The sequence below is a fragment of the Nonomuraea sp. 3N208 genome, assembly GCF_052245935.1.
GTDB lineage: Bacteria > Actinomycetota > Actinomycetes > Streptosporangiales > Streptosporangiaceae > Nonomuraea.
Window position 1 is genome coordinate 70,354 of sequence record NZ_JBQQBR010000048.1, and the last position, 19,345, is coordinate 89,698.

Sequence of the window (19,345 nt, forward strand, 5' to 3'; positions counted from 1 at the left end):
GTGCCTCCGTTTCTCAGGCGTCGGCGGAGTAGACAGCGAACTCGGCCAGCTGTGTGTTGTGACCCGGCTGGGTGGGGTAACGGCCTTCGGTGATGCGCAGCCGTACGTGGCGGGCCCGTGTCGGCGTGACCGCCCTGGTGGTCGCCGTGGCGTCGTCCGTGACCGACAGCACGGTCGTCCACCGCTCGCCGTCCACAGACGTCTGCACGTCGTACGATCGCGGGGCCCAGTTGTCCCGGCCGCTCAACCCCACCGCACGCACCATCGTGGCCAGTCCGAGGTCGACGCCGATGAACTCCGGAGTCTCCGGTGTCGGCGCCTGCCCGGGTGTATGACCGCCGGACACCCAGTACGTCGACGCAGAACCGTCCGTCAGGAACGAAGGCGGATGCTGGTACTGGTAACTCGACGCCCAGACGCGCGGGTACGGGCTACCCGTCGTGTTGACCGCCAGATTGTCGGAGTGCCGAAGGGTGACGTGCGCCTGCCCACTCGCCCCGTTTGCCGCCACCGCGTCGATGACGAGGGTTGACGAGCCGGACTCGCGCTGACCGCTCAGGCGTACCAGCGCCGTCGCCGACGACCGTCCGGGAATCAGCAGGGTCGGCCGGTCCACCGTCGCCTCGACCCCGTCGTCGGTCGTCACGTCGACCGAGACGGACACCGGTCTGGGTGAGTTGTTGGCGATACGGACGCGTGCCTGGTTGGTGCCGCCGGCGGCCAGCGGCAGTTCCCGCTCCAGGGCCTCCACCGCCAGGTTCGGCTGCCGGGCCTCGCGCGGTGTCAGGCGTACCGGCCCCAGCAATCCGTAGTCCTGGCGTGGCCGGTCGGCCGCCCCGGTGCCGGGTGCGACCCGGACCGCGTTGACGAGGGTCGACGCGACGCGCACCGTGAGGGTGTTGTCACCGGCCCGGAGATACCGTCCCACCTCGATGTGCCGGAGATCCTGCGGGCTCCGCGCCGGGATGCGGGTCCCGTTCAGCGTCACGGTGACGGTGTCGACGGCGGCTCCCAGATCCAGGTATGCCGTGCGGACCCCGCCCCACGAGTCGTCGAGGGTGAACGTCGAGGTGTACGTTCCGACCCCGGACACGTCGCCGAGGTCGACGTCGTAGCCGTTCGCCGGCGTGATCGCCGACCACGGCGGCAGCGCTCCACGCTCACCGGCGACCGGTTCAACGGCCGGAAGAGTGGTCTTGGCCGTGTCACCGGGCAGCCCTGATTCACCCCGTGTCCAGCTCTCCACCTGGAGAGTCCAATCGTCGAGTAGCACAGGACCCAACCCGGTATTGCGGGCGACGGTCGGACCGTGTTCGACCGGGGCCGACCACCGGAACGTCTCGTCGTGGCGGGTCGACAGCGCGATGACCGCGGTATCGGATGCCTCCAGGGCGACGTTGACCTCCACGCCGTGCGGTGTCTGCCGATAGTCGGTGAGGGGAGTGATCTCGCCGGTCCAGGTATCCAGCTTGTACGGTCGTCCTTCGCCGGTGAGCGTCAGCCGCTGTTCGGTCGCCCACGACCGCTGGTTGAACAGGTAGTAGTAGTCGGTGGTCGCGTCGGAGCGGCGGACACTCAACACGTCGGCGGACGGCGTCGCGTGCGCGGCGGCCGGCGCTATCCCGAGCCGGGCGAGCAGGTCCGGCACGGCCGCGAGGTCGGCGACCCGGTGCACGCCGGGCCGCGCGGCCAGCTGGGCGATCAGCCGACGCAGCTCGGCATCCTGCGCCGCCGCGTCGTGGAAGCCCGGAGTCGACGAGGGCAGCTCGCCGACGAAGACGACCGGCAGTCCGTCGCGTGCCAGGTCGAGCAACCGGCGCGCGGTGTCGACCGCCATCGTCTTCTGGTCCGCGAGGATGATCGCCTGGTATGCGCCGGCCGATGGGAACAGCCGCCCGTCCGACACCTTCGCCGAAGGCATCCGCAGGTGCGCCGGACTGAGGTACTCGTACGTGTAGCCACGTTCTGCCAGCGGCGAGTCGCTCTCCAGGAGCGTCCTCGGTCCGGTGAGCGTGGTGGCCGGCGATCGCAGGCCGAAGTCCTGTAAGTACAGGGCCACGTCGAAGGTCGGCTTGCCCTGCCGGAGCACCAGTTGCAGCCGGGCGAGGTGGTCGTTGATCGCCCGGTAGTCCGGCCAGTTGGGCCCGCCCTTGGCGCCCCATGCCTCGGAGAAGGAGGTGTTGCCCCCATACGACATGCCAGGCCACACCGCCTGGTCGGCTGTGCCCTCCCCCTTGGTCAGGTACGGGTAGCCGTGCCACACCACCTGGGTCACGCCACCCGCGTATCCGCGGTACACCGAGCGCAGGTTGGCCGAGTTCTGCCAGCCTCCGGCGGTCGTCGCCCAGACGCTCGCCCGCGCCGCGCAACACTCGCTCGACACGACGGGGGTGCCGTTCAGATGCGCGCCGACCGACACCAGCCGGTAGGGCTCGATGTTGTCGTAGAACACCAGCGACTCGCCCTCGGGCACGTCGACATGGGTGGCCGCCTGCGGCGTGTCGATGGGTCCGCCGTACGGCTGGCTCCGCAGCGCCATGCCGCGTTCGTTCGCCCATTGGCGTAACGGCACGAGCCGGGAGTCGATGTACAGGTCGTTCCAGGTCTGCCGGTAGTCGGTCCGGATGCGCGCGCCGCTGCCGTCGGTGAAGTCGAAGAACGGTGCCGCGGTGAGGCCCGCGGATCCGGCGTCGGTGAGCGCCGGAAGAACCGAGATCGGCGAGTAGCCCCGCCGCCGCTCCCACTGGTCGGCGAAGTCCCACGTCCACTTCTGCGCGGTCCCGAGTTCGAGCGAATCCTCGAAGAGGTCGACCCTGCCGACGGCGTCGAGCGCCTGCCGCACCGGCGGGGTCAGAATCGACGAGTCGTAGAACTGCGTCGTCGCCCGGACTCCCTGTTCGCTGAGGTGGTCGAGGACGTAGTTCGGTGTGGTCGTGGTGAAGTTGTTGCGAAGCTGGCCGTCGCCGGTCTGGAAGAAACCCATCAACACATAGGTGTCGCCGGCGTCGCCCGGCACGTCGAGGCTCAGCGTGCCGTCGTCGCCGACGCTGCCGGTGAGGTCCCGCACGCTGTCGCGGTGGAGCATCCGGGGACCGCTGCCCTGGCGGTCGCAGGCCGCGTCCGCGCACTGGGCGAGCAGCACGGCGATCGGGGTGCGCTGCGCACCGCCCGGGGGTCGCGGGCTGTAGTTGGTCGGCAGGGCGCCACCGTATCTCGTACCGCCCTTGACGAAGGCGTGCGAGAACACCAACTGTTGCGACGCCCGTGGATCGTTGACATCGGTCACCGTGGGGACGATCGCCGGCCATCGTGGACTGATGGTGAAGTCCAGGGCCAGATCGAGCCGGTCGGCGGTCTCCAGCATGCTCTGGACCTTCTGTGCCCAGCGCGGCGAGCCCCAGCCGTACTCCGCCAGGAACTCGGGGTCGAAGGCCCTCGGGCCGGTGGCGGTGGTCGTGGCGACCTCCGCGCCGCCGGCGCCGACGGCCTTCATGTCGGCGAGCTCGGCGCGTAACTGCTCGTCCTGTGTGAAGGCCATCGGCATCCACCAGCGATACTTCGGACGCGCCGTCGAGGGTGGATCGGCGAATGTCCCGGCGGTCAGCCTAGGCACGGATCCGGCGAGCGCCGCCGGCGCCGACGCGGCGTGCGAGGGAGGCGGGGCAGTCGATGCGATGACGACGGGGATGCCGGCGAGCGCCGCCGCGAGGAGCGGAACAGCGGCTACGCGGTAGCGACGCTCACCGAACATCACCGGACTCCGATCTGCCCGCGGGCACCAGGGCGTTCATCGGCAGGTGGGCGGTGAGGCCCCGGATGCGGTTGGTGTTAGTGGTGCGCAGCCAGGACAACTCGGCGTTGCTCAGCGCGCGGTCGTAGACACGGAACTCGTCCATGCTGCCGTGGAACCGGTTCGCCCCGTCGAGCCGCTGCCCGAGGTAGATGGGTGTGGGATCGTCGCCGCTGACCGCCCCGGCGGCACCGGACGCGGCGCTGACCTGGGCACCGTCCACGAACAACGTGACGGTGTCCGCTTGGCGACGCAGCACGACGTGGTGCCAGGCGCCATCGGCGTACGCGCCGGCGGAGGTGACGCCGGCCGACCCCGTGGCGGTGGTCACCGTGCCACGGATCCGGTTGTTGCCCGGTTCGGCACTCAGCTGCACCGCGGGTTCGCCGTTGAGGCCGTACGCCCAGACCAGTGCCTGGTCCTTGCTGGTGTCGCGGTACTTGATCCACGTCGACACGGTGAAGTCACCGGTGCCCAGGACCGGCTCAGTCCGGAAGGGCAGCTGCGCCCGGCCACGCTCCCCGTCGAAGCTGAACGCCCGGCCGTACCGGCCCGCGGTGGTGGTGACGCCGTCGAACACCAGCGCCGACCGGCCCGGCACGTCCGGAGTGGTGGACGGGGTGTGCAGGTCGCGGTCGTTGAGCCGGACGAAGGCGATCTCGGAGCGGTAGTCGGTGGCGCCGCGCTCGTAGAGCAGCCCGACATCACCGCCCGGCAGTTCCACCATGTCGGCGTAGCCGCCGTAACAGGCGCATTCCTCCACTGTGGCGCTGCGGTCATTGGTTCCGTACACCTGGACGCCCTCGTCGGTCGAGTCGAGCGGGGTGTCGACGGACTGCCAGCTCAGCCCTTCGTCGAACGACGAGCGGATGGTCGGCCTGATCCTCGGCTCCGTGTTCACCGACGGCGCCATGGTGAGGATCCGGTTGTATGCGTCACCTTCGTCGGTGGCCACCAGCCGCAACGACGAGGACTGGATGTGCGGTGCCTCGAACCCGGGCCGCAGCGTGAAGTCGCTGTGGTACGTCGCCCCGCCGTCCTTGCTGATCGCCACCGCCCGGTGTGGGCGGACGTTCGGGTCGGCCTCCTCCTCGGGCGTGCCACCGGTCCAGTTCTGCCTGGCCCACACCATGATGTCGCCGTTGACGAGCTCCACCAGGCTGAGTTCCTGCGGGATCAGCTGGCGGTCCATGCCGTATAAGGCGTTGGCGCCCCGGTGCCAGGTGACGCCGGCGTCATCGCTGTAGACCAGCATCGCGCCGGCCCCCTCGCCGGAGTTGTAGTTGACGCCCGCGATCAGTCGGCCGACGTGCGCGCCGCGGGTGAGCTGGATGGCGTGCACCGGGCCGGTCGCGTAGTGGCCCCAGGACGGATCGTCCAGCTCGGGCAGTGGGCGTGGAGCAGCCCACGTCAGTCCGTTGTCGTCGCTGTGCAGGACGTACGGGGTCCGCGGCGCGGTTCGGTGGTTGGTCCCGGGTTTGGTCGGATCCACCGGGTTGTGTGTTCCCAACAGCACGATCCGGCCGTCCGGCGCGTCGACCGCCTGAGCACCCGGCAGCTGCCGGTACACCACCGGGCCGGGATTGCTGCGGGTCGCCGGCGCCACCGGGTCCCCTGGTTCGCCGCGCACCACGGTCTGCGCCGGCTGCCATTCTGTGGCGCCGGCGGGCAGACGGCGGACGACCGTCTCGATGTTGGATTTGTCCGCACACGTGTGGAACCGGTGCTCGGCGAAGGCCAGCAGCGAGCCGTCCACCGCCCGGACGATCGACGGAATCCGGTAGCACCCGGACGGCACGTTCGGGCTGGAGAACAGCACGGTGGTCTTCGACTCGAACGGGTCGACCGTCGCCGCGGTGAGGTCCGCCGCCGCGGCCTGGACAGGTGTCAGCGCAGCCGCCATGCTGATCCCGAAGGCGATCAGCACAGCCCGGTACTTGGGTTTGCGATGAACTATCACCGTCGCCGCTCCTCTGTGTCATGGCGATGAGGGTTCTGGGGGGAAGAGGATCAGGCGCCGGGTGGGATGACGGCGTCCATCGGCAGGTGTGCGGTGCGGCCGGGAATGCCGTTGGTGTCGCCGGTGCGCAGCCGGGTCAGCTCGGCGGTGCTCAGCGCACGGTCGTAGATTCGGAACTCGTCCATGCTGCCGTGGAACCGGTTCGCCCCGTCGAGGCCCTGCCCGAGGTATATCGGTGCGGGGTCGTCGCCGGTGACGGCACCGCCTGCCCCGGACGCGACCCCGGCCTGTGCACCGTCGACGAACAGGGTGACCGTGTCGCCCTGCCTGCGCAGCGCCACGTGATGCCACGCGCCGTCGGCGTAATCGCCGGCGGACATGACGGCCACCGATCCGCCGGCGGCGTTCACCATGCCACGGATACGGTCACTGCCCGGCTCGGCCCGCAACCACACCTTCGCCTCGCCGTCCTGGCCGTACGCCGAGAAGATGACCTGGTCCTTGGTGTCGTCGTCGTGCCTGACCCAGGTCGACACGGTGAAATCGCCCGAACCCAGCACCGGCGCGGTCCGGTACGGCAACTGCACCCGACCCCGCTGCCCATCGAAGGCCAGCGCCTGGCCGTACACGCCGCGGGTGGTCGTGACACCCTCGAACACCAGCGCCGACCTGCCCGGCACGTCCGGAGTGGTGGACGGGGTGTGCAGGTCGCGGTCGTCGAGTACGACGAACGCGATCTCCGCACGGTAGTCGGTGGTCCCGGCGCAGGTCCGGGTGGACCAGCAACCGGACCTGGTCCGTTCGTAGAGCAGCCCGACATGGCCGTTGGGTAGTTCCACCATGTCCGAGTAACCGCCGTAGCAGGCGCAGTCCTCGACGGAGATGTCGCGGTTGTTGTCGCCCCACACCTGGACGCCTTCGTCGCTCGAGCGGGCGGGGGTGTCGACGGTCTGCCAGCTGAGTCCCTCGTCGAACGTCGAGCGGATGGTCATCCGGCTCCGCGGGTCCACATTCACCGATGCCGCGGACGTGAGGATCCGGTTGTACCGGTCCCCTTCGTCGGTGGCCCGCAGCCGCAATGCCGCCGACTGGACTGGCGGTGCCTCGAATCCGCGCAGCAGCGTGAAGCCACTGTCGTATGTCTGGCCGCCGTCCTTGCTGATGGCGTACGCCCGGTGCGGGCGGATGTCCGGGTCGGCCTCTTCCTCGTCGGTGCCGCCGCTCCAGTTCTGCCTGGCCCACACGAAAATGTCACCGTTGGCCTGTTCGACCAGGCTCATCTCCTGCGGGATCAGTTGCCGGCCCAGCGGATAGTCCACCCGCGCGCCCCGCTGCCAGGTCACGCCGCCGTCATCGCTGTAGACGAGCATGGCACCGCGGACGCCCGGGGGGACATAGTTGACGCCTGCCACCAGCCGCCCGGCGTGGGCGCCGCGAGTGAGCTGGATGGCGTGCACCGGACCTGTCGCGTAGTGACCCCAGGCCGGGTCGTCCAGCTCCTCCAGGGTACGTGGCTGGCTCCAGGTCACCCCGTTGTCGTCGCTGTACACCATGTACGGGGTACGTGGGGCACCCCCCTGGCTCTGGCCGGGAGTGGCCGGGTCCACCGGGTTGTGCGTGCCCAGCAGCACGATCCGGCCGTCCGGGGCGCCGGCCGCCGGAGCGCCCGGCAGGTGCCGGTACACCACCGGCGCGGCGTTGCCGCGGGTCGCCGGCGCCTGCGGATTGTCAGGCTCGCCCCGCACGACCGTCTGCTCCGGCAGCCACTGTGTGGCCCCGGCCGGCAGCCGCCTGACCACCGTCTCGATGTCGGACTTGTCGGCGCAGCTGTTGAGCCGGTGCTCGGCGAAGGCCAGCAACGACCCGTCCACCGCCCGGACGATCGCCGGAATCCGGTGACACCCGGTCGGCACGTTCGGGTCGGAGAACACCACCGTTGTCTTCGCCCGGAACGGGTCCGCCGTCGTCTCGATGACGTCGGCCGCGACGGGTACCGCCGTCATCGGCATCAACACCGCCGCCGCGCCGGCTAAAGCGGCGAACCTCGATAACCGGTGTCGGAGTCTGCGATGAGTTGTCACGATCGTCGTTCCTCTCCTCATGGGGGGTCACGAGTCGGTGCGGTGCTTGGCGACCGCGGACGCGAACAGCTCGTGCCGCGCGGCACGGTCGTCCTCGGTGGTGATTCCGCGGTGCGGGGCACTGAGGTCCAGATAGGTGGGTGGGGTCGCGTCGTAGAGCGCCCACCGCGTCACGGCCTCGCGCATCTGCCCGAGCGCATCACCGTACGCGGGGTCGTCGAGGAGGTCAGTCAGCTCGTGCGGGTCGGCGGCCAGGTCGAAGAAGGACTCTCCGGCCGTCTCGGACCACAGCAGCTTGTACCGCTCGGTGCGGGCCATGCCCCCGGCGCCCAGCCGGCGGCGGGTCTCGGCGAAGACACAGTCGTGCCCGGCCACCGGGTCGGCCAGGTCGCGACCGGGCAGCGGTGACGCCGGCTGCACGCCACAGCTCGCCAGGATCGTCGGGGCGACGTCGACCAGCGAGACAAGCGCGTCGGCGACATCGCCGCGCCGTCGCCCGCCCGGAAACTTGACCAGCAGCGGCACCTTCACCACAGGGTCGTACATCGGGCCGTCCTTGAGGAGCAGGTGGTGGAAGCCGAGGTACTCTCCGTGGTCGGCGGTGAAGAAGATCAGTGTGTCGTCGTAGAGCCCGCGCTCCCGCAGCAGGTCGAGCATCAGGCCCACCTGGTGGTCCAGCTGCGTGATGGTGGCGTAGTAGTGCGCCATGACCCGTTGCAGCAGCGGCAGCGTCAGCGGTTCGTTGTCGAAGTACTCCCGTCGGTGGTGGCGGTCGCCTTCCGGAATCGTGTCCGTCCAGCCCGGTAACGGGGTCAGCGTCGCCGGGTCGTACAGGTCGTCCCAGCCCGCGGGCGGGTCGAACGGGTGATGCGGCTTGATGAACGACACGTGCAGCAACTGACCGGTGCCGCCGGACCAGCCGGCCAGCACGGTCCGCGCCCGTTCGCCGATCCAGGTGGTGGAGTGCCACTGTTCCGGCAGGTTCGACCTTCCGCTGCCGAAGGTCTCCCAGTACGACCGGGATGCCTGCGCGCGGAATTCCTGCTCCTGGTCGACGAGGTCGGTCACCGGCGCCAGTCCGGCTGCGGCCAGCTCCCGGTGGTAGTCGTCGTCGTACCGGCCGGGCCCGTCCTGCTCGGCGAGCTCCATGTGGTCGTAGCCGACGTCAAGGTAGGTCGGCGTGAAGTGCATCTTGCCGACCGCCGCCGTCCGGTACCCGGCCCGGCGTAACGCCCGCGGGAACGTGTCGATGCCGGGCGCGAGAGTGCAACGGTTCGTCCAACCACCATGCTGGCGCACGTGCAGGCCGGACAGCAGCGAGTACCGGGATGGGGTGCAGACCGGGAACGGGCAGAACGCGTTGCGGTATCGGACGCCGTCGGCGGCCAGCTGGTCCAGGTTGGGGGTACGCACGTCCGGGTTGCCGGCGACGCCGAGGCAGTCCGCCCGGAACTGGTCGGCCTGGATGACCAGAACGTTGGGCATCAGTGGATCTCGTCGCCGAATCCGAGCCGGGTCACCTCGGCGCGCAACCCGGCCAGCTCATGCGAACCGGGCGACACCAGCGGCTGGCGGCATGGTCCACAGTCGACGGCGAACAAGGAGCCGAGCGCTTTGAAGCCGGCCAGCTCGCCACCGTACCGCCCGGCGATTTCGATGACCTGCTGCGCCTGGAGTTGGAGCCGTTGCGCGGCCGCCAGGTCTCCTCCGGCGGCGTGGTCGAGCATCTGACGGAACAGCGGGCCGGCGAAGTTGTACACCGAACCGATGGCGGCTCGTGCCCCCCACTGCCAGGCGGCGAGCGCCAGGTTGGCCACGCCGACGTAGATCTCCTGTTCCTCCCCCGCCAGGTGCAGGCAGCGTTGCAGGTCGACCATGTCGTTGTGGGCGAACTTGACCCCGGCGAAGGTCGGGATCCTCTCCCGCGCGGCCAGCAGAACGTCGCTGGCACGCAGGTTCACTCCGGTCGCCGAGGGGATGTGGTAGTAGGTGAACGGCAGTGTCGGGGCGGCGTCCGCGATGGCCGCGCAGGCATCGACCAGCGCGGCCACTGTGTTGGGACGATGGAAGTACGGGGCGACCGCGGAGATCGCCTTCACCCCCAGCGATTCCGCGTGCGCCGCCAGCCGGCCGGCTTCGATGACGCTCGCGTGTCCGACATGGACGAGGACGTCCAGCCGGCCGGCCGCGACCTCGCACCACCGCTCGACCAGCGCCATCCGCTCGGCGGTGGACATGGACGCTCCTTCGCCGGCGGTGCCGCCGACGAACGCCGCCGGCGACCCCCACGCGACCAGCGCGTCCGCCTGCTTCGCGACGATGTCGAGGGCGAGTCCGCCAGCCTCGTCGAATGGGGTGAACACGGCGGTGAGCAGCGCCATGTCCGGTCCGTCGGTGCAGTAGCCCAAGCGGGTCATACGGTTCCCTTCGATTGGCCGGCGGGCCGGTCAGGCCTTCGTGTTGATGAGGGTGACGAAGTCGCGGGGATCGGTGGCCAGGCCGGTGATGCGCTTGTCGAGCGCGAACAGCGACGGCTGGGTGGAGATCCCGATCGCCCAGGACTCCTCGGCGAGAACCTTGTTCAGCGCCGCGTACGCGGCCTTCTGGTCCTCCGGCGTGATCGCGGAGCCGGCCGCGGCCACCGCCTCGACGTACGCGGGCGGCACCTTCTCGCGGAACGTCGTGTTCTCCTTGCCCGGCAGCATCTGCCGGCCCCGGGCGATCAGCGACGGGCTCTGCAGGTTGTTCGGCTGCGCGGCGACGGTGCACTGCAGTTTGCTGGCGAACAACGCCTCGAGGTACGCGGCCTCCTCCTGCGGGGCGATCTCCAACTCGAACCCGATCTTCTTCAGGTCCGCCTGGATGATCTGCAACACCTCCACGGAGGGGCTTCCTGAGGTCACGCCCGCGGTGGCCTTGCGCGCGCCGCCGGACTGCTCCAGCATCGCGGCCGCGGCGTCCAGGTCGAACCCATGCGAGTCGAGGTACGCCGGGTCGAACGCGGGCGACGGCGGCATGAACGCCGTGTAGATGGGGTCGCCGATGCCGAAGTTGACCTGCTTGATGATCCGCTCGCGGTCGATGGCCCGCGCCAGCGCCTGCCGCAGCAGCTTGTTGTCGAACGGCGGGATGGTGGCGTTCATGAAGAACAGGGTCATCCGGCCGCTGCCCTTCACCAGGGTGAACCGATCCTTCAGCCGCTCGGAGTGCCGGAACCCGATGTATGCGGCGCCGTCGACGGACCCCGACTCGAGCGCGGCCACCAACGCGTCCTCGTCGGTGAAGAACCGGTACTCGACTTCGTTGAGGTATGGCTTGCCCGCATCGTAGAAGTCGGGGTTCTTCGTCAGCGTCAGGCGCTGGTTGCGCTGGAACTCCCCGAGCCGGAACGCCCCGGAGCCGGCCGGCTGGTGTTCCAGCTGCTTCGGGGTGTTTTTGTCCGCCGGAATCAGCGGGAACGCGAACATCCAGTCGATGACGAGCGCCTCCGGGGTGGGCGCCTTGAAGTCGACGCGTACGGTGCGATCGTCGACCGCGGTCGCCGTGGCGATGAACGCGGACGGCTGCGCGAGGGTGAATGCGGTATCGGGGTTCTGCGCCCGCTTGATACCGGCGACGACATCCGCTGCGCTGACCGCCGCACCGGAGTGGAATTTCGCCTCCCGCAGGGTGAGGGTGACCGACGCGTGGTCGGCGGCGAACTCCCACTTCTCGGCGCCTGCGGGGATGGCCTTGTACGTGCCGTCGGTCGGGTAGTCGACCAGGTACGTGTAGAAGGCATGGATGTGGATGTCGGTGTTGGTGACGTACGGGTCGAACTGCATGATCTTCGTCGTACCGAGCGTGAGCTTGCCGGCGCCGGCGTCACCGCCGGTGCCGGCAACGTCGCTGGAACCGCAGGCGCCCAGCAGCGGCGCGGTGGCGAGCGCGCCGGTGACCGCCAGGCCGGTCCGTAGTAGCGCGCGGCGGGAAATGAGGCGGGACTGTCGCGGAGAAATGCTCATGGTGATGCCCTCTGAGGTGGAGTGGGGGGTGGAGGTCAGGTGAGCCGGATACGCGGATCTAGGACGCCGTAGGCCACGTCCACCAGGAGATTCAGCAGCAGGAACGTGGCGACGACGAACAGCACCCCGCCCTGTACCAGGGCGTAGTCGCGTTCCCCGATAGCGGTGTAGAGCAGCCGCCCGAGTCCGGGGTAGTTGAAGACGGCCTCGATGACGACGGTGCCGCCGAGAAAGCTGCCGAGCTGGAGTCCGACGATGGTGACGGTCGGCAGTGCGGCGTTCCGCACGGCGTGCCGGCGGATCACGTCCCGTTCCGGCACGCCCTTGGCGCGGGCGGTACGGATGTAGTCCTTGCCCATCACCTCGCCCAGCGAGTTGGCGAGGAACCGGGCGGTGACGCTGGAGGTGTGCACGGCGATGGCGGCCGCGGGCAGGATCGTGCTGGTCAGCGCGGCACCGGGGTCCTGCCAGAGCGGCACGAAATCGCTGGAGGCGGGCAGCCATCGCAGCTGCACGGCGAGCACGATGATGAGCAGCAGACCGAGCCAGAACGCCGGCACTGCCAGGCCCACCGTGAGGTAGCCCTGCAGGACCCGGCCGACGACCGAGTACGGCCGCAACGCCACCACGATGCCGACCGGCACCGCGATGAGCAGCGTCAGCACCAGGGTGAACCCGGCCAGCTGCACCGTCGCCGGGATCCGGTCCAGCAGCTCGGTGAGCACCGGCTGGCCCGAGTAGTACGACGCGCCGAGGTCACCGGTGACCGCGTGGCCGAGCCAGACCCCGTACTGCGCCAGGAAGGGCTGGTCCAGCCCCATCCGGGCGCGGGTCGCTGCCAACTCGGCGGCGCTCGCGTCCGGGCCGATCAACACCGTGGCAGGGTCTCCGGGCAGCAGGAGGACGAACGCCCACACGGCGATCGAGCCGAGCAGCAGCACCACCGCGAACTGCATCAGCCGGCGGACCAGATAGCCGTACATCTACACCGCTCCTCTGCCGATGCCGCGCGCCCCCGCGCGCGGCCCGCCGCCACCGACCGCAAGCTGCAGGCCACGCCCGATCCGTTCCAGGAAGAACACGGTGGCGGCCAGGCAGATCCCCGGGAACAGTCCGTAGGTCGGACTCTGGTACAGGTACGAACGGGCGTCCTGGAGCATGCCGCCCCACGATGGCGCCGGCGGCGGGGTGCCGAGCCCGAGGAAGCTCAGCCCCGCTTCGATCACGACCGCCATCGACGCGGTGATGACGAACTGCACCATGATCGGACCGAGCACGTTCGGCAGTACGGTGCGGGCCATCGTGTCCGGCGTGCTCGCGCCCATCCCACGGGCCGCCAGCACGAAGTCGCGCTCGCGCACCTCCAGGGTCGCCACCCGGGTCAGCCGGGCGAACTCCGGTATCGCACCGATCCCGATCGCCACGATCAGGTTGACCCGGCCCGGCCCCAGCACCGCGATGATGACCAGCGCGAGCAGGATCCCGGGCACCGCCAGCAGCAGGTCGACCACCCGCATCGCGACCGCGTCGGCCCACCGCCCCAGGTACCCGGCGACAAGCCCCAGCGGGACCCCGATTCCCGCACCGACCGCGGCGGCACCAGCCGCGACGAGCAGCGAGCCGCGAGCGCCGTGGATCATCCGGGAGACGATGTCCCGGCCGAGCTGGTCGGTGCCGAGCCAGTACGTCCCGGACGGGCCGAGCAAGGGCTCGCCGCCCTGCGCGGCCGGGTCGAACGGCGCGACGATCGGCGCGAGCAGCGCCATCACCGCGAGCGTGGCCAACCCGACCGCACCGACGACGGCGGACCGGGACCGGGCGAACCGGCGCGCAGCCGCCAGCCGTCGCCGTTGGGGCGCAACCGTCGGGACGCCGGCGGGTGGCGCGCTCATGCGCTCACCTGCGGGACCAGATCGGGAACTTCGTCGGCGAAGTGGCAGGCCGTGTGCCCGCCGGCGACGGAACGGAGCAAGGGTTCCTCCTCGGCACAGCGGGCCGCCGCGATCGGGCATCGGGTACGGAAGCGGCACCCCGACGGCGGGTTCACCGGACTGGGGACGTCACCGCCCAGCGGCACCCGGCGCCGGGTCTCGCGGCCGACCGGATCCGGAACCGGCACCGACGCCAGCAGCGAACGGGTGTAGGGGTGGCGCGGGTCGTCGTACACCCGGGTCACCGACCCGGACTCGACGATTTTCCCGAGGTACATGACCGCGACCTGGTCGGCGACCTGGCGGATCACCGAAAGATCGTGGCTGACGAACAGGTATGCCATCCCGGATTCCCGCTGCAGGTCCGCCAGCAGGTTCAGCACCTGCGCCTGCACCGACACGTCCAGGGCGGACACCGGCTCGTCGAGGATCAGCAGCCGGGGCCGGGATGCCAGGGCCCGCGCGATCGCCACCCGCTGGCGCTGACCGCCGGAGAACTCCGCCGGGAACCGATCGACGTGCTCCGGCCGCAGGCCCACGCGGCTGAACAGCTCGCGCACGTCTTCCCGGCGCCGCGCGCGGGGAAGGCGCTGCAGCCGCAGCGGCTCGGCCACGTTGTCACCGACGGTCAGGCGCGGATTCAGCGAGGCGTACGGATCCTGGAAGACCATCTGCGCGCGCCGCCGGATCCGCCGCAGGCCGGCCCGGCCCGCCCGCCCGACGTCGTCGCCCTCCACGAGGATCTGCCCGCCGGTCGGATCCACCAGCCGCAGGACGAGCCGCGCGAGCGTGGTCTTGCCACAGCCGGACTCGCCGACCAGGCCGAGCGTTCCGCCAGCCGGGATGCGCAGCGATACTCCGTCCACCGCGTGCACCCAGGCGGTCGCCCGCGCGAAGACCCCGGATCGCACCGGGAACCGGCTCACCGCATCCCGGACCTCCAGGACCGGCACGGCCGACTCCGGTGCCGCCTCGCCGGCACCGGCCGGCGTGGCCACCGGCTCCGCCGGGTCGCTGCTCAGTGGCTGCGCGCCGTCTCCCATCCCGGGCCTCGCCGCCGCCTCGTCCGGGAAGTGGCAGGCGCTCGCGCCGGTACCGGCGTCGTCGGCCCGCAACTCCGGCCGGGTCTGTATGCAGACACTGCGGCCGCGGGCGGTCGGGCAGCGCGGCGCGAACGCACACCCTGGTGGCTTCTCGGTGAGGTCGGGCGGCTGTCCCGGGATCGGGAGCAGCCGTTCCGCGGTGCTGTCGAGCCGGGGCAGCGAGCGCATCAGGGCGGCGGTATAGGGGTGTCGCGGCCGGGTGAAGATCGAAATGACGTCGCCGGTCTCCACGATCCGGCCGCCGTAGGTCACGGCGACCCGGTCGGCGGTCTCGGCGACCACTCCGAGGTCGTGGGTGATCAGCACGACGCCGGCGCCGGTCTCCTCCCGCGCCAGCCGGAGTACGTCGAGGATCTGCGCCTGGACGCTCACGTCCAGCGCCGTGGTCGGCTCGTCCGCGATCAGGACCTTCGGGCGGTTGGCGATCGCCATGGCGATCATCACCCGCTGGCACATCCCCCCGGAGAACTGGTGGGGGTACTGGTCGTAGCGGGCCCGCGGGTGGGGCACGCCCACCATCTCGAGCAGCTCCACGACGCGCTCCCGCGCCGCGTTGGCCGTCAGGGCCCGGTCGTGCACCCGCAGTCCCTCGGCGATCTGGTCGCCGACTCGCTGGACCGGGTTGAGGGCGGAGATGGCGTCCTGGAAGATCATCGCCACGTCGCGCCCGAGCCGCCGCCGCAGCTCCGCCTCCGGCAGGGTCAGCAGATCCACACCGGCGAGCATCACCTCGCCGGAGACCCGCCGCAGGTTCGCCGTCTGGAGCAGGCCCAGCGCGGCGAGCACCGAGACGCTCTTGCCCGACCCGGTCTCCCCCACCACGCTGAGCGTCTCGCCGCCGTAGACGTCGTAGCTCATCCCGTCGACCGCGCGCACCACGCCCGCCGGCGTCGTGAACTCGACAACCAGGTTCCGCACGCTCAGCACCGGCTGGCCGGCACCGCGATCCGGCACTACGGGCATGGTGCCGCTGTGGGCGATGTCGTCTCGGACCACACCATCCAGGCCTCCACCTGACACCGGCGACCTCCTTCGCACCGGAATACCAGCGCGTTGCTGCAAGATGTCCTACAGATTTCGTCACCGTAAGCGGCGCCCATCACAGTGTCAAGACTGGCAAGATATCCTACAAGTTGATACGAATAGGAGGTCGATCCAGAACGTGGCGACTCGAGAGGACGACGTGCAGCCGGAGTTCCGGCGGCTCGGCAACGCCCCTCCGCTGCACAAGATCGTGCAGCAGGAGATCAGAAACTACATCCTCAAGCAGGGGCTGCGCCCCGGTGACCCACTCAAGCCGGAGTCCGAACTGGCCCGGCTGTTCGGGGTCAGTCGCAACTCGGTCCGCGAGGCGGTCAAGGCGCTGGAGTCCACCGGCGTCCTGGAGACGCGTCGCGGCAGCGGCGTCTACGTATGCCACTTCTCCTTTACTCCACTGCTCGACCACCTCTCCTACGGCCTCATGCAAGACCATCGAGCACTGCGAGAGTTGGTCGCGTTGCGGAAGACCCTCGAAGCCGGCCTGGTCGCCGACGCGATGCGGGCCATGTCGCCCACGAGCGTCGCCGCGCTGCGAGAGAACCTGGACACGATGCGCAGGCTCGCCGAACAGGGGGAGGGCTTCCCCGAGCAGGATCGCCAGTTCCACCAGCTATTGTTCCGCGATCTCGACAACGGGATGCTGCTGAGGCTGTTCGATCAGTTCTGGCTCGCCTTCCACGCCGTGGCGCCACCGCCGCGCGGTCGCACGCCGATGGATGCCTACCACGGCCACGCCGCCATCCTCGATGCGATCCTCAGCGGCGATCCGGACCGGGCGCGTGCGGCGATCCAGGACCACTACATCGGCATCGAATCCAAACTCACCGAGAACTCGCCGACGGAAACACCACCGGCCGAGACAACCACGGAGTCAGGTTGACCGGGCGGCTCGCGCCGGCATGTGGAGCCAAGCGCCGACCGCGGCCCGCTCGGGCACTGTCAGGCCAGGTGGGGCGCGCGATGGTTCGGCGGCTCGTCGTTCCCCACGGCGTACCCGTCGCTGGCCGAGCAGTCTTCACGAGCTCGGCGTCGAGGTTGTCATGCTCACGGGGGACAACGCCGCTACCGCGGAACGCATCGCCCAACAGCTCGGCATCGACACCGTGATTGCCGAGGTGCTGCCGGGAGACAAGGCGGCCAAGGTCGCCGAGCTTCAGAAAGACGGACGCAGGGTCGCCATGGTGGGAGATGGCGTCAACGACGCCCCGGCCCTCGCCCAGGCCGATCTGGGCATCGCCATCGGGGCCGGCACGGACGTGGCCATCGAGACGGCCGACGTCGTGCTGATGCGGTCGGATCCACTGGACGTGCCCACGGCACTGCAGATCGGCCGTGGCACCCTGCGTAAGATGCGGCAGAACCTCGGCTGGGCGATCGGCTACAACACGCTCGCGCTGCCCATCGCCGCCGGGGTGTTCGAGCCGGCGTTCGGGCTCGTACTCCGGCCTGAGATCGCCGCACTGTCGATGTCAGGCTCCAGTGTCATCGTCGCCGTCAACGCCCTGGCGCTCAAACGACTGCGTCTGCCCGCTACGTGAGAAGTCCGGTCAAGATGACCGTGACGAGACGGCGGGCGGCGTCCTCGGAGGGCAGTTCGCCGGCCGCGGAAACGGCGTGCAGGCAGTAGGTGGCGAGTTCTTCCGGCGCGACGTCGTCGCGGAAAGCGCCGGCTCGCGCGCCTTCTGCCAGGAGGTCCCGGATCATGTCGTGGAGCTGTCGCTGGGCTCGGGCGACCTGCTCGTCGCGGTGCAGGAACGACACGAGCGCGTTGTCGCCGTGTCCACGGGACCGCTGGGTGATGAGGGCGTAGGCCTCCAGCACGGCTCGAAACCGCGATTCGGCGTCGCCGACCCTGTCGCGGACTCCAGCGAGGTGTTCGAGGTGGGCGGCGATCTGCCGTTCGTGCCAAGCGAGCAGGATCGTTTCGACGTCCGGGAAGTATTTGTACAGGGTCGCGCGCCCGATGCCGGTCTTCTCCGCGATCTCGGACATGGTGACCGATCGCAGCCCGTGCTCGGCCACGAGCGCCGACGTGTGGTTGAGGATCGCGTCGCGTACGTCACGGCGATGCGCCTCGATCGTCTCGTTCCACAGTCTCGGCACGCCATGAGCATACGACACGACATGGTCGATACGCGATGCATTGACGAAGTCATAGTGTTTCGTAAAGTATGGGTCCGCGCCCGCTCCCGCCGACCATGGAGGACAGTCACATGGCAGACGCACACGACCGAACCGACGGCGATGTCGGCATGCCACGCTGGGTGAAGGTGGCGGGGATCATCGCCGCCGTTCTGGTTGTGCTCTTCGTCGTCCTGCTGCTCACCGGCGGCCATGGACCCGGCCGCCACTTCGCTGCGGACTCGGCCCTTGCCGTCCCCATGGCCTCATGAGGACGATGGCGCCTGCCCTCCGCAAGTTAGTCCTCACCACCCACATCACCTCGTCCATGGGCTGGCTCGGCGCGGTCCTCGTCTTCCTGGCTCTCGCCATCATCGGGCTCACCAGCCAGGACGCTCAGACAGTCCGGGCCGTCTACCTGGTGATGGAGCCGGCGGCCTGGTACACCCTCATCCCTCTGGCCGTCGCCTCGCTGCTCACCGGGCTCCTCCAGTCCCTGGGAACCACGTGGGGTCTGTTCCGACACTACTGGGTCCTGTTCAAGCTCCTGATCAACGTCGGGGCCATCATCGTCCTGCTGATGTACACCGAGACGCTCGCCTATCTGGCAGGGGTCGCAGCAGCACCGGGCTCCACATCGGGCATGCTGAAGAGCCCCTCCGTCCTGATCCACGCCGTTCTAGCACTGGTGTTGCTGCTGGTGGCCACCGTGCTGGCGGTGTACAAGCCACGCGGCCGCACCCGATACGCGATCAGGACACGCCCCGGTTCAGCGGCCGGCGGACTGCCCGCCCAGGACGCGCATATCGGCAGGTGACCGGAGTGCGGACCTTGACTCCCGGCGATCCGGTTATCGGTGAAGGTCCAGAGCTCTTTGCGGAGCGCGTAGTCGAGTTCCTTGGCCCACTTGCGGGCCCAGGAAGGCGATGATCTCATCGTCGAGGTGGGCCTGCTCCACCTGCCCGGCACCGGCGGCGGTGATGACGCGGCGCAGCCAGGGACTCCCATGACCAAAGGGCGTTCCCGGCGATGGCGACACGATTCGTTGATGGCTCCGAGTCGGTGTTCGCTCGGAGCCATCAACGTACCTCTACTTGAATCGGCGTAGCCGCAGGCTGTTGCTCACCACGAACACGCTGGAGAACGCCATCGCCGCCCCCGCGATCATCGGGTTGAGCAGGCCGAGCGCGGCCAGCGGCAGGGCGGCCACGTTGTAGGCGAAGGCCCAGAACAGGTTGCCCTTGATCGTGGCCAGTGTCCTGCGCGACAGCCGGATGGCGTCGGCGGCCACCCGCAGGTCGCCTCTGACCAGGG

14 protein-coding genes and 2 pseudogenes are annotated in these 19,345 nt (G+C 69.7%); 4 read left to right on the forward strand and 12 right to left on the reverse strand.

Going from position 1 to position 19,345, the window contains the following annotated elements:
- Positions 1-13: 13 nt before the first annotated feature.
- The 9 genes from ACTWPT_RS48755 to ACTWPT_RS48795 form a co-directional block, all read right to left on the reverse strand.
- A complete protein-coding gene (locus tag ACTWPT_RS48755) occupies positions 14-3,751 on the reverse strand; it encodes a glycosyl hydrolase (protein WP_443184380.1) in 3,738 nt (1,245 codons plus the stop codon).
- The gene (locus ACTWPT_RS48760; protein ID WP_443184381.1) at positions 3,741-5,750 is read right to left on the reverse strand and encodes a LamG-like jellyroll fold domain-containing protein; all 2,010 of its coding nucleotides are present in this window, start codon (positions 5,748-5,750) and stop codon (positions 3,741-3,743) included. Before ACTWPT_RS48760 ends, ACTWPT_RS48755 begins: the two co-directional genes overlap by 11 nt.
- Positions 5,751-5,800: 50 nt before the next feature.
- Positions 5,801-7,753, reverse strand: a complete 1,953-nt coding sequence (locus ACTWPT_RS48765; protein WP_443184382.1) for a LamG-like jellyroll fold domain-containing protein — start codon at positions 7,751-7,753, stop codon at positions 5,801-5,803.
- 105 nt (positions 7,754-7,858) lie between these two features.
- Positions 7,859-9,316: a sulfatase-like hydrolase/transferase gene (locus ACTWPT_RS48770; protein WP_443184383.1), complete on the reverse strand. Its 1,458-nt coding sequence runs from the start codon at positions 9,314-9,316 to the stop codon at positions 7,859-7,861.
- Complete coding sequence (locus ACTWPT_RS48775; protein ID WP_443184384.1) at positions 9,316-10,248, reverse strand: dihydrodipicolinate synthase family protein; 933 nt, start codon at positions 10,246-10,248, stop codon at positions 9,316-9,318. The genes ACTWPT_RS48770 and ACTWPT_RS48775 overlap by 1 nt, the downstream gene beginning before the upstream one ends.
- A gap of 30 nt (positions 10,249-10,278) precedes the next feature.
- Complete coding sequence (locus ACTWPT_RS48780; protein WP_443184385.1) at positions 10,279-11,835, reverse strand: ABC transporter substrate-binding protein; 1,557 nt, start codon at positions 11,833-11,835, stop codon at positions 10,279-10,281.
- 35 nt (positions 11,836-11,870) lie between these two features.
- The gene (locus ACTWPT_RS48785; protein ID WP_443184386.1) at positions 11,871-12,818 is read right to left on the reverse strand and encodes an ABC transporter permease; all 948 of its coding nucleotides are present in this window, start codon (positions 12,816-12,818) and stop codon (positions 11,871-11,873) included.
- A complete protein-coding gene (locus tag ACTWPT_RS48790; protein ID WP_443184387.1) occupies positions 12,819-13,727 on the reverse strand; it encodes an ABC transporter permease in 909 nt (302 codons plus the stop codon).
- Positions 13,724-15,889 carry a dipeptide ABC transporter ATP-binding protein gene (locus ACTWPT_RS48795; protein ID WP_443184388.1) on the reverse strand — a complete coding sequence of 722 codons (2,166 nt, stop codon included), beginning with the start codon at positions 15,887-15,889 and terminating at the stop codon, positions 13,724-13,726. The genes ACTWPT_RS48790 and ACTWPT_RS48795 overlap by 4 nt, the downstream gene beginning before the upstream one ends.
- A gap of 142 nt (positions 15,890-16,031) precedes the next feature.
- On the opposite strand from ACTWPT_RS48795, the gene ACTWPT_RS48800 reads away from it, so the two are divergent.
- Both ACTWPT_RS48800 and ACTWPT_RS48805 read left to right on the forward strand, forming a co-directional pair.
- Positions 16,032-16,790, forward strand: a complete 759-nt coding sequence (locus ACTWPT_RS48800) for a FadR/GntR family transcriptional regulator (protein WP_443184389.1) — start codon at positions 16,032-16,034, stop codon at positions 16,788-16,790.
- 19 nt (positions 16,791-16,809) lie between these two features.
- A complete protein-coding gene (locus tag ACTWPT_RS48805; RefSeq protein WP_443184390.1) occupies positions 16,810-17,448 on the forward strand; it encodes an HAD-IC family P-type ATPase in 639 nt (212 codons plus the stop codon).
- Here ACTWPT_RS48805 and ACTWPT_RS48810 read toward each other — a convergent pair.
- Positions 17,441-18,013, reverse strand: a complete 573-nt coding sequence (locus ACTWPT_RS48810; RefSeq protein ID WP_443184391.1) for a TetR/AcrR family transcriptional regulator — start codon at positions 18,011-18,013, stop codon at positions 17,441-17,443. The two genes, ACTWPT_RS48805 and ACTWPT_RS48810, sit on opposite strands and share 8 nt — an antisense overlap.
- A 110-nt stretch (positions 18,014-18,123) precedes the next feature.
- Here ACTWPT_RS48810 and ACTWPT_RS48815 point away from each other — a divergent pair, with 110 nt between their 5' ends.
- A complete protein-coding gene (locus ACTWPT_RS48815; RefSeq protein ID WP_443184392.1) occupies positions 18,124-18,303 on the forward strand; it encodes a hypothetical protein in 180 nt (59 codons plus the stop codon).
- Positions 18,304-18,308: 5 nt separating this feature from the next.
- A complete protein-coding gene (locus tag ACTWPT_RS48820; protein ID WP_443184393.1) occupies positions 18,309-18,848 on the forward strand; it encodes a hypothetical protein in 540 nt (179 codons plus the stop codon).
- Positions 18,849-18,904: 56 nt separating this feature from the next.
- Here ACTWPT_RS48820 and ACTWPT_RS48825 read toward each other — a convergent pair.
- Positions 18,905-19,111: pseudogene (locus ACTWPT_RS48825) on the reverse strand (hypothetical protein); the annotation flags it as partial.
- A 10-nt stretch (positions 19,112-19,121) separates the two neighbouring features.
- Positions 19,122-19,345, reverse strand: a pseudogene (locus ACTWPT_RS48830) (hypothetical protein); the annotation flags it as partial.

Excerpts from the sequence above, each read along its gene's own strand:
- ACTWPT_RS48755 (WP_443184380.1), bottom strand. The coding sequence starts at position 3,751 with ATGTTCGGTGAGCGTCGCTACCGCGTAGCCGCTGTTCCGCTCCTCGCG.
- ACTWPT_RS48780 (WP_443184385.1), bottom strand. The coding sequence starts at position 11,835 with ATGAGCATTTCTCCGCGACAGTCCCGCCTCATTTCCCGCCGCGCGCTA.
- ACTWPT_RS48805 (WP_443184390.1), top strand. The coding sequence starts at position 16,810 with ATGTGGAGCCAAGCGCCGACCGCGGCCCGCTCGGGCACTGTCAGGCCA.
- ACTWPT_RS48770 (WP_443184383.1), bottom strand. The coding sequence starts at position 9,316 with ATGCCCAACGTTCTGGTCATCCAGGCCGACCAGTTCCGGGCGGACTGC.
- ACTWPT_RS48820 (WP_443184393.1), top strand. The coding sequence starts at position 18,309 with ATGGCGCCTGCCCTCCGCAAGTTAGTCCTCACCACCCACATCACCTCG.
- ACTWPT_RS48790 (WP_443184387.1), bottom strand. The coding sequence starts at position 13,727 with ATGAGCGCGCCACCCGCCGGCGTCCCGACGGTTGCGCCCCAACGGCGA.
- ACTWPT_RS48785 (WP_443184386.1), bottom strand. The coding sequence starts at position 12,818 with ATGTACGGCTATCTGGTCCGCCGGCTGATGCAGTTCGCGGTGGTGCTG.
- ACTWPT_RS48775 (WP_443184384.1), bottom strand. The coding sequence starts at position 10,248 with ATGACCCGCTTGGGCTACTGCACCGACGGACCGGACATGGCGCTGCTC.
- ACTWPT_RS48815 (WP_443184392.1), top strand. The coding sequence starts at position 18,124 with ATGGCAGACGCACACGACCGAACCGACGGCGATGTCGGCATGCCACGC.
- ACTWPT_RS48765 (WP_443184382.1), bottom strand. The coding sequence starts at position 7,753 with ATGACGGCGGTACCCGTCGCGGCCGACGTCATCGAGACGACGGCGGAC.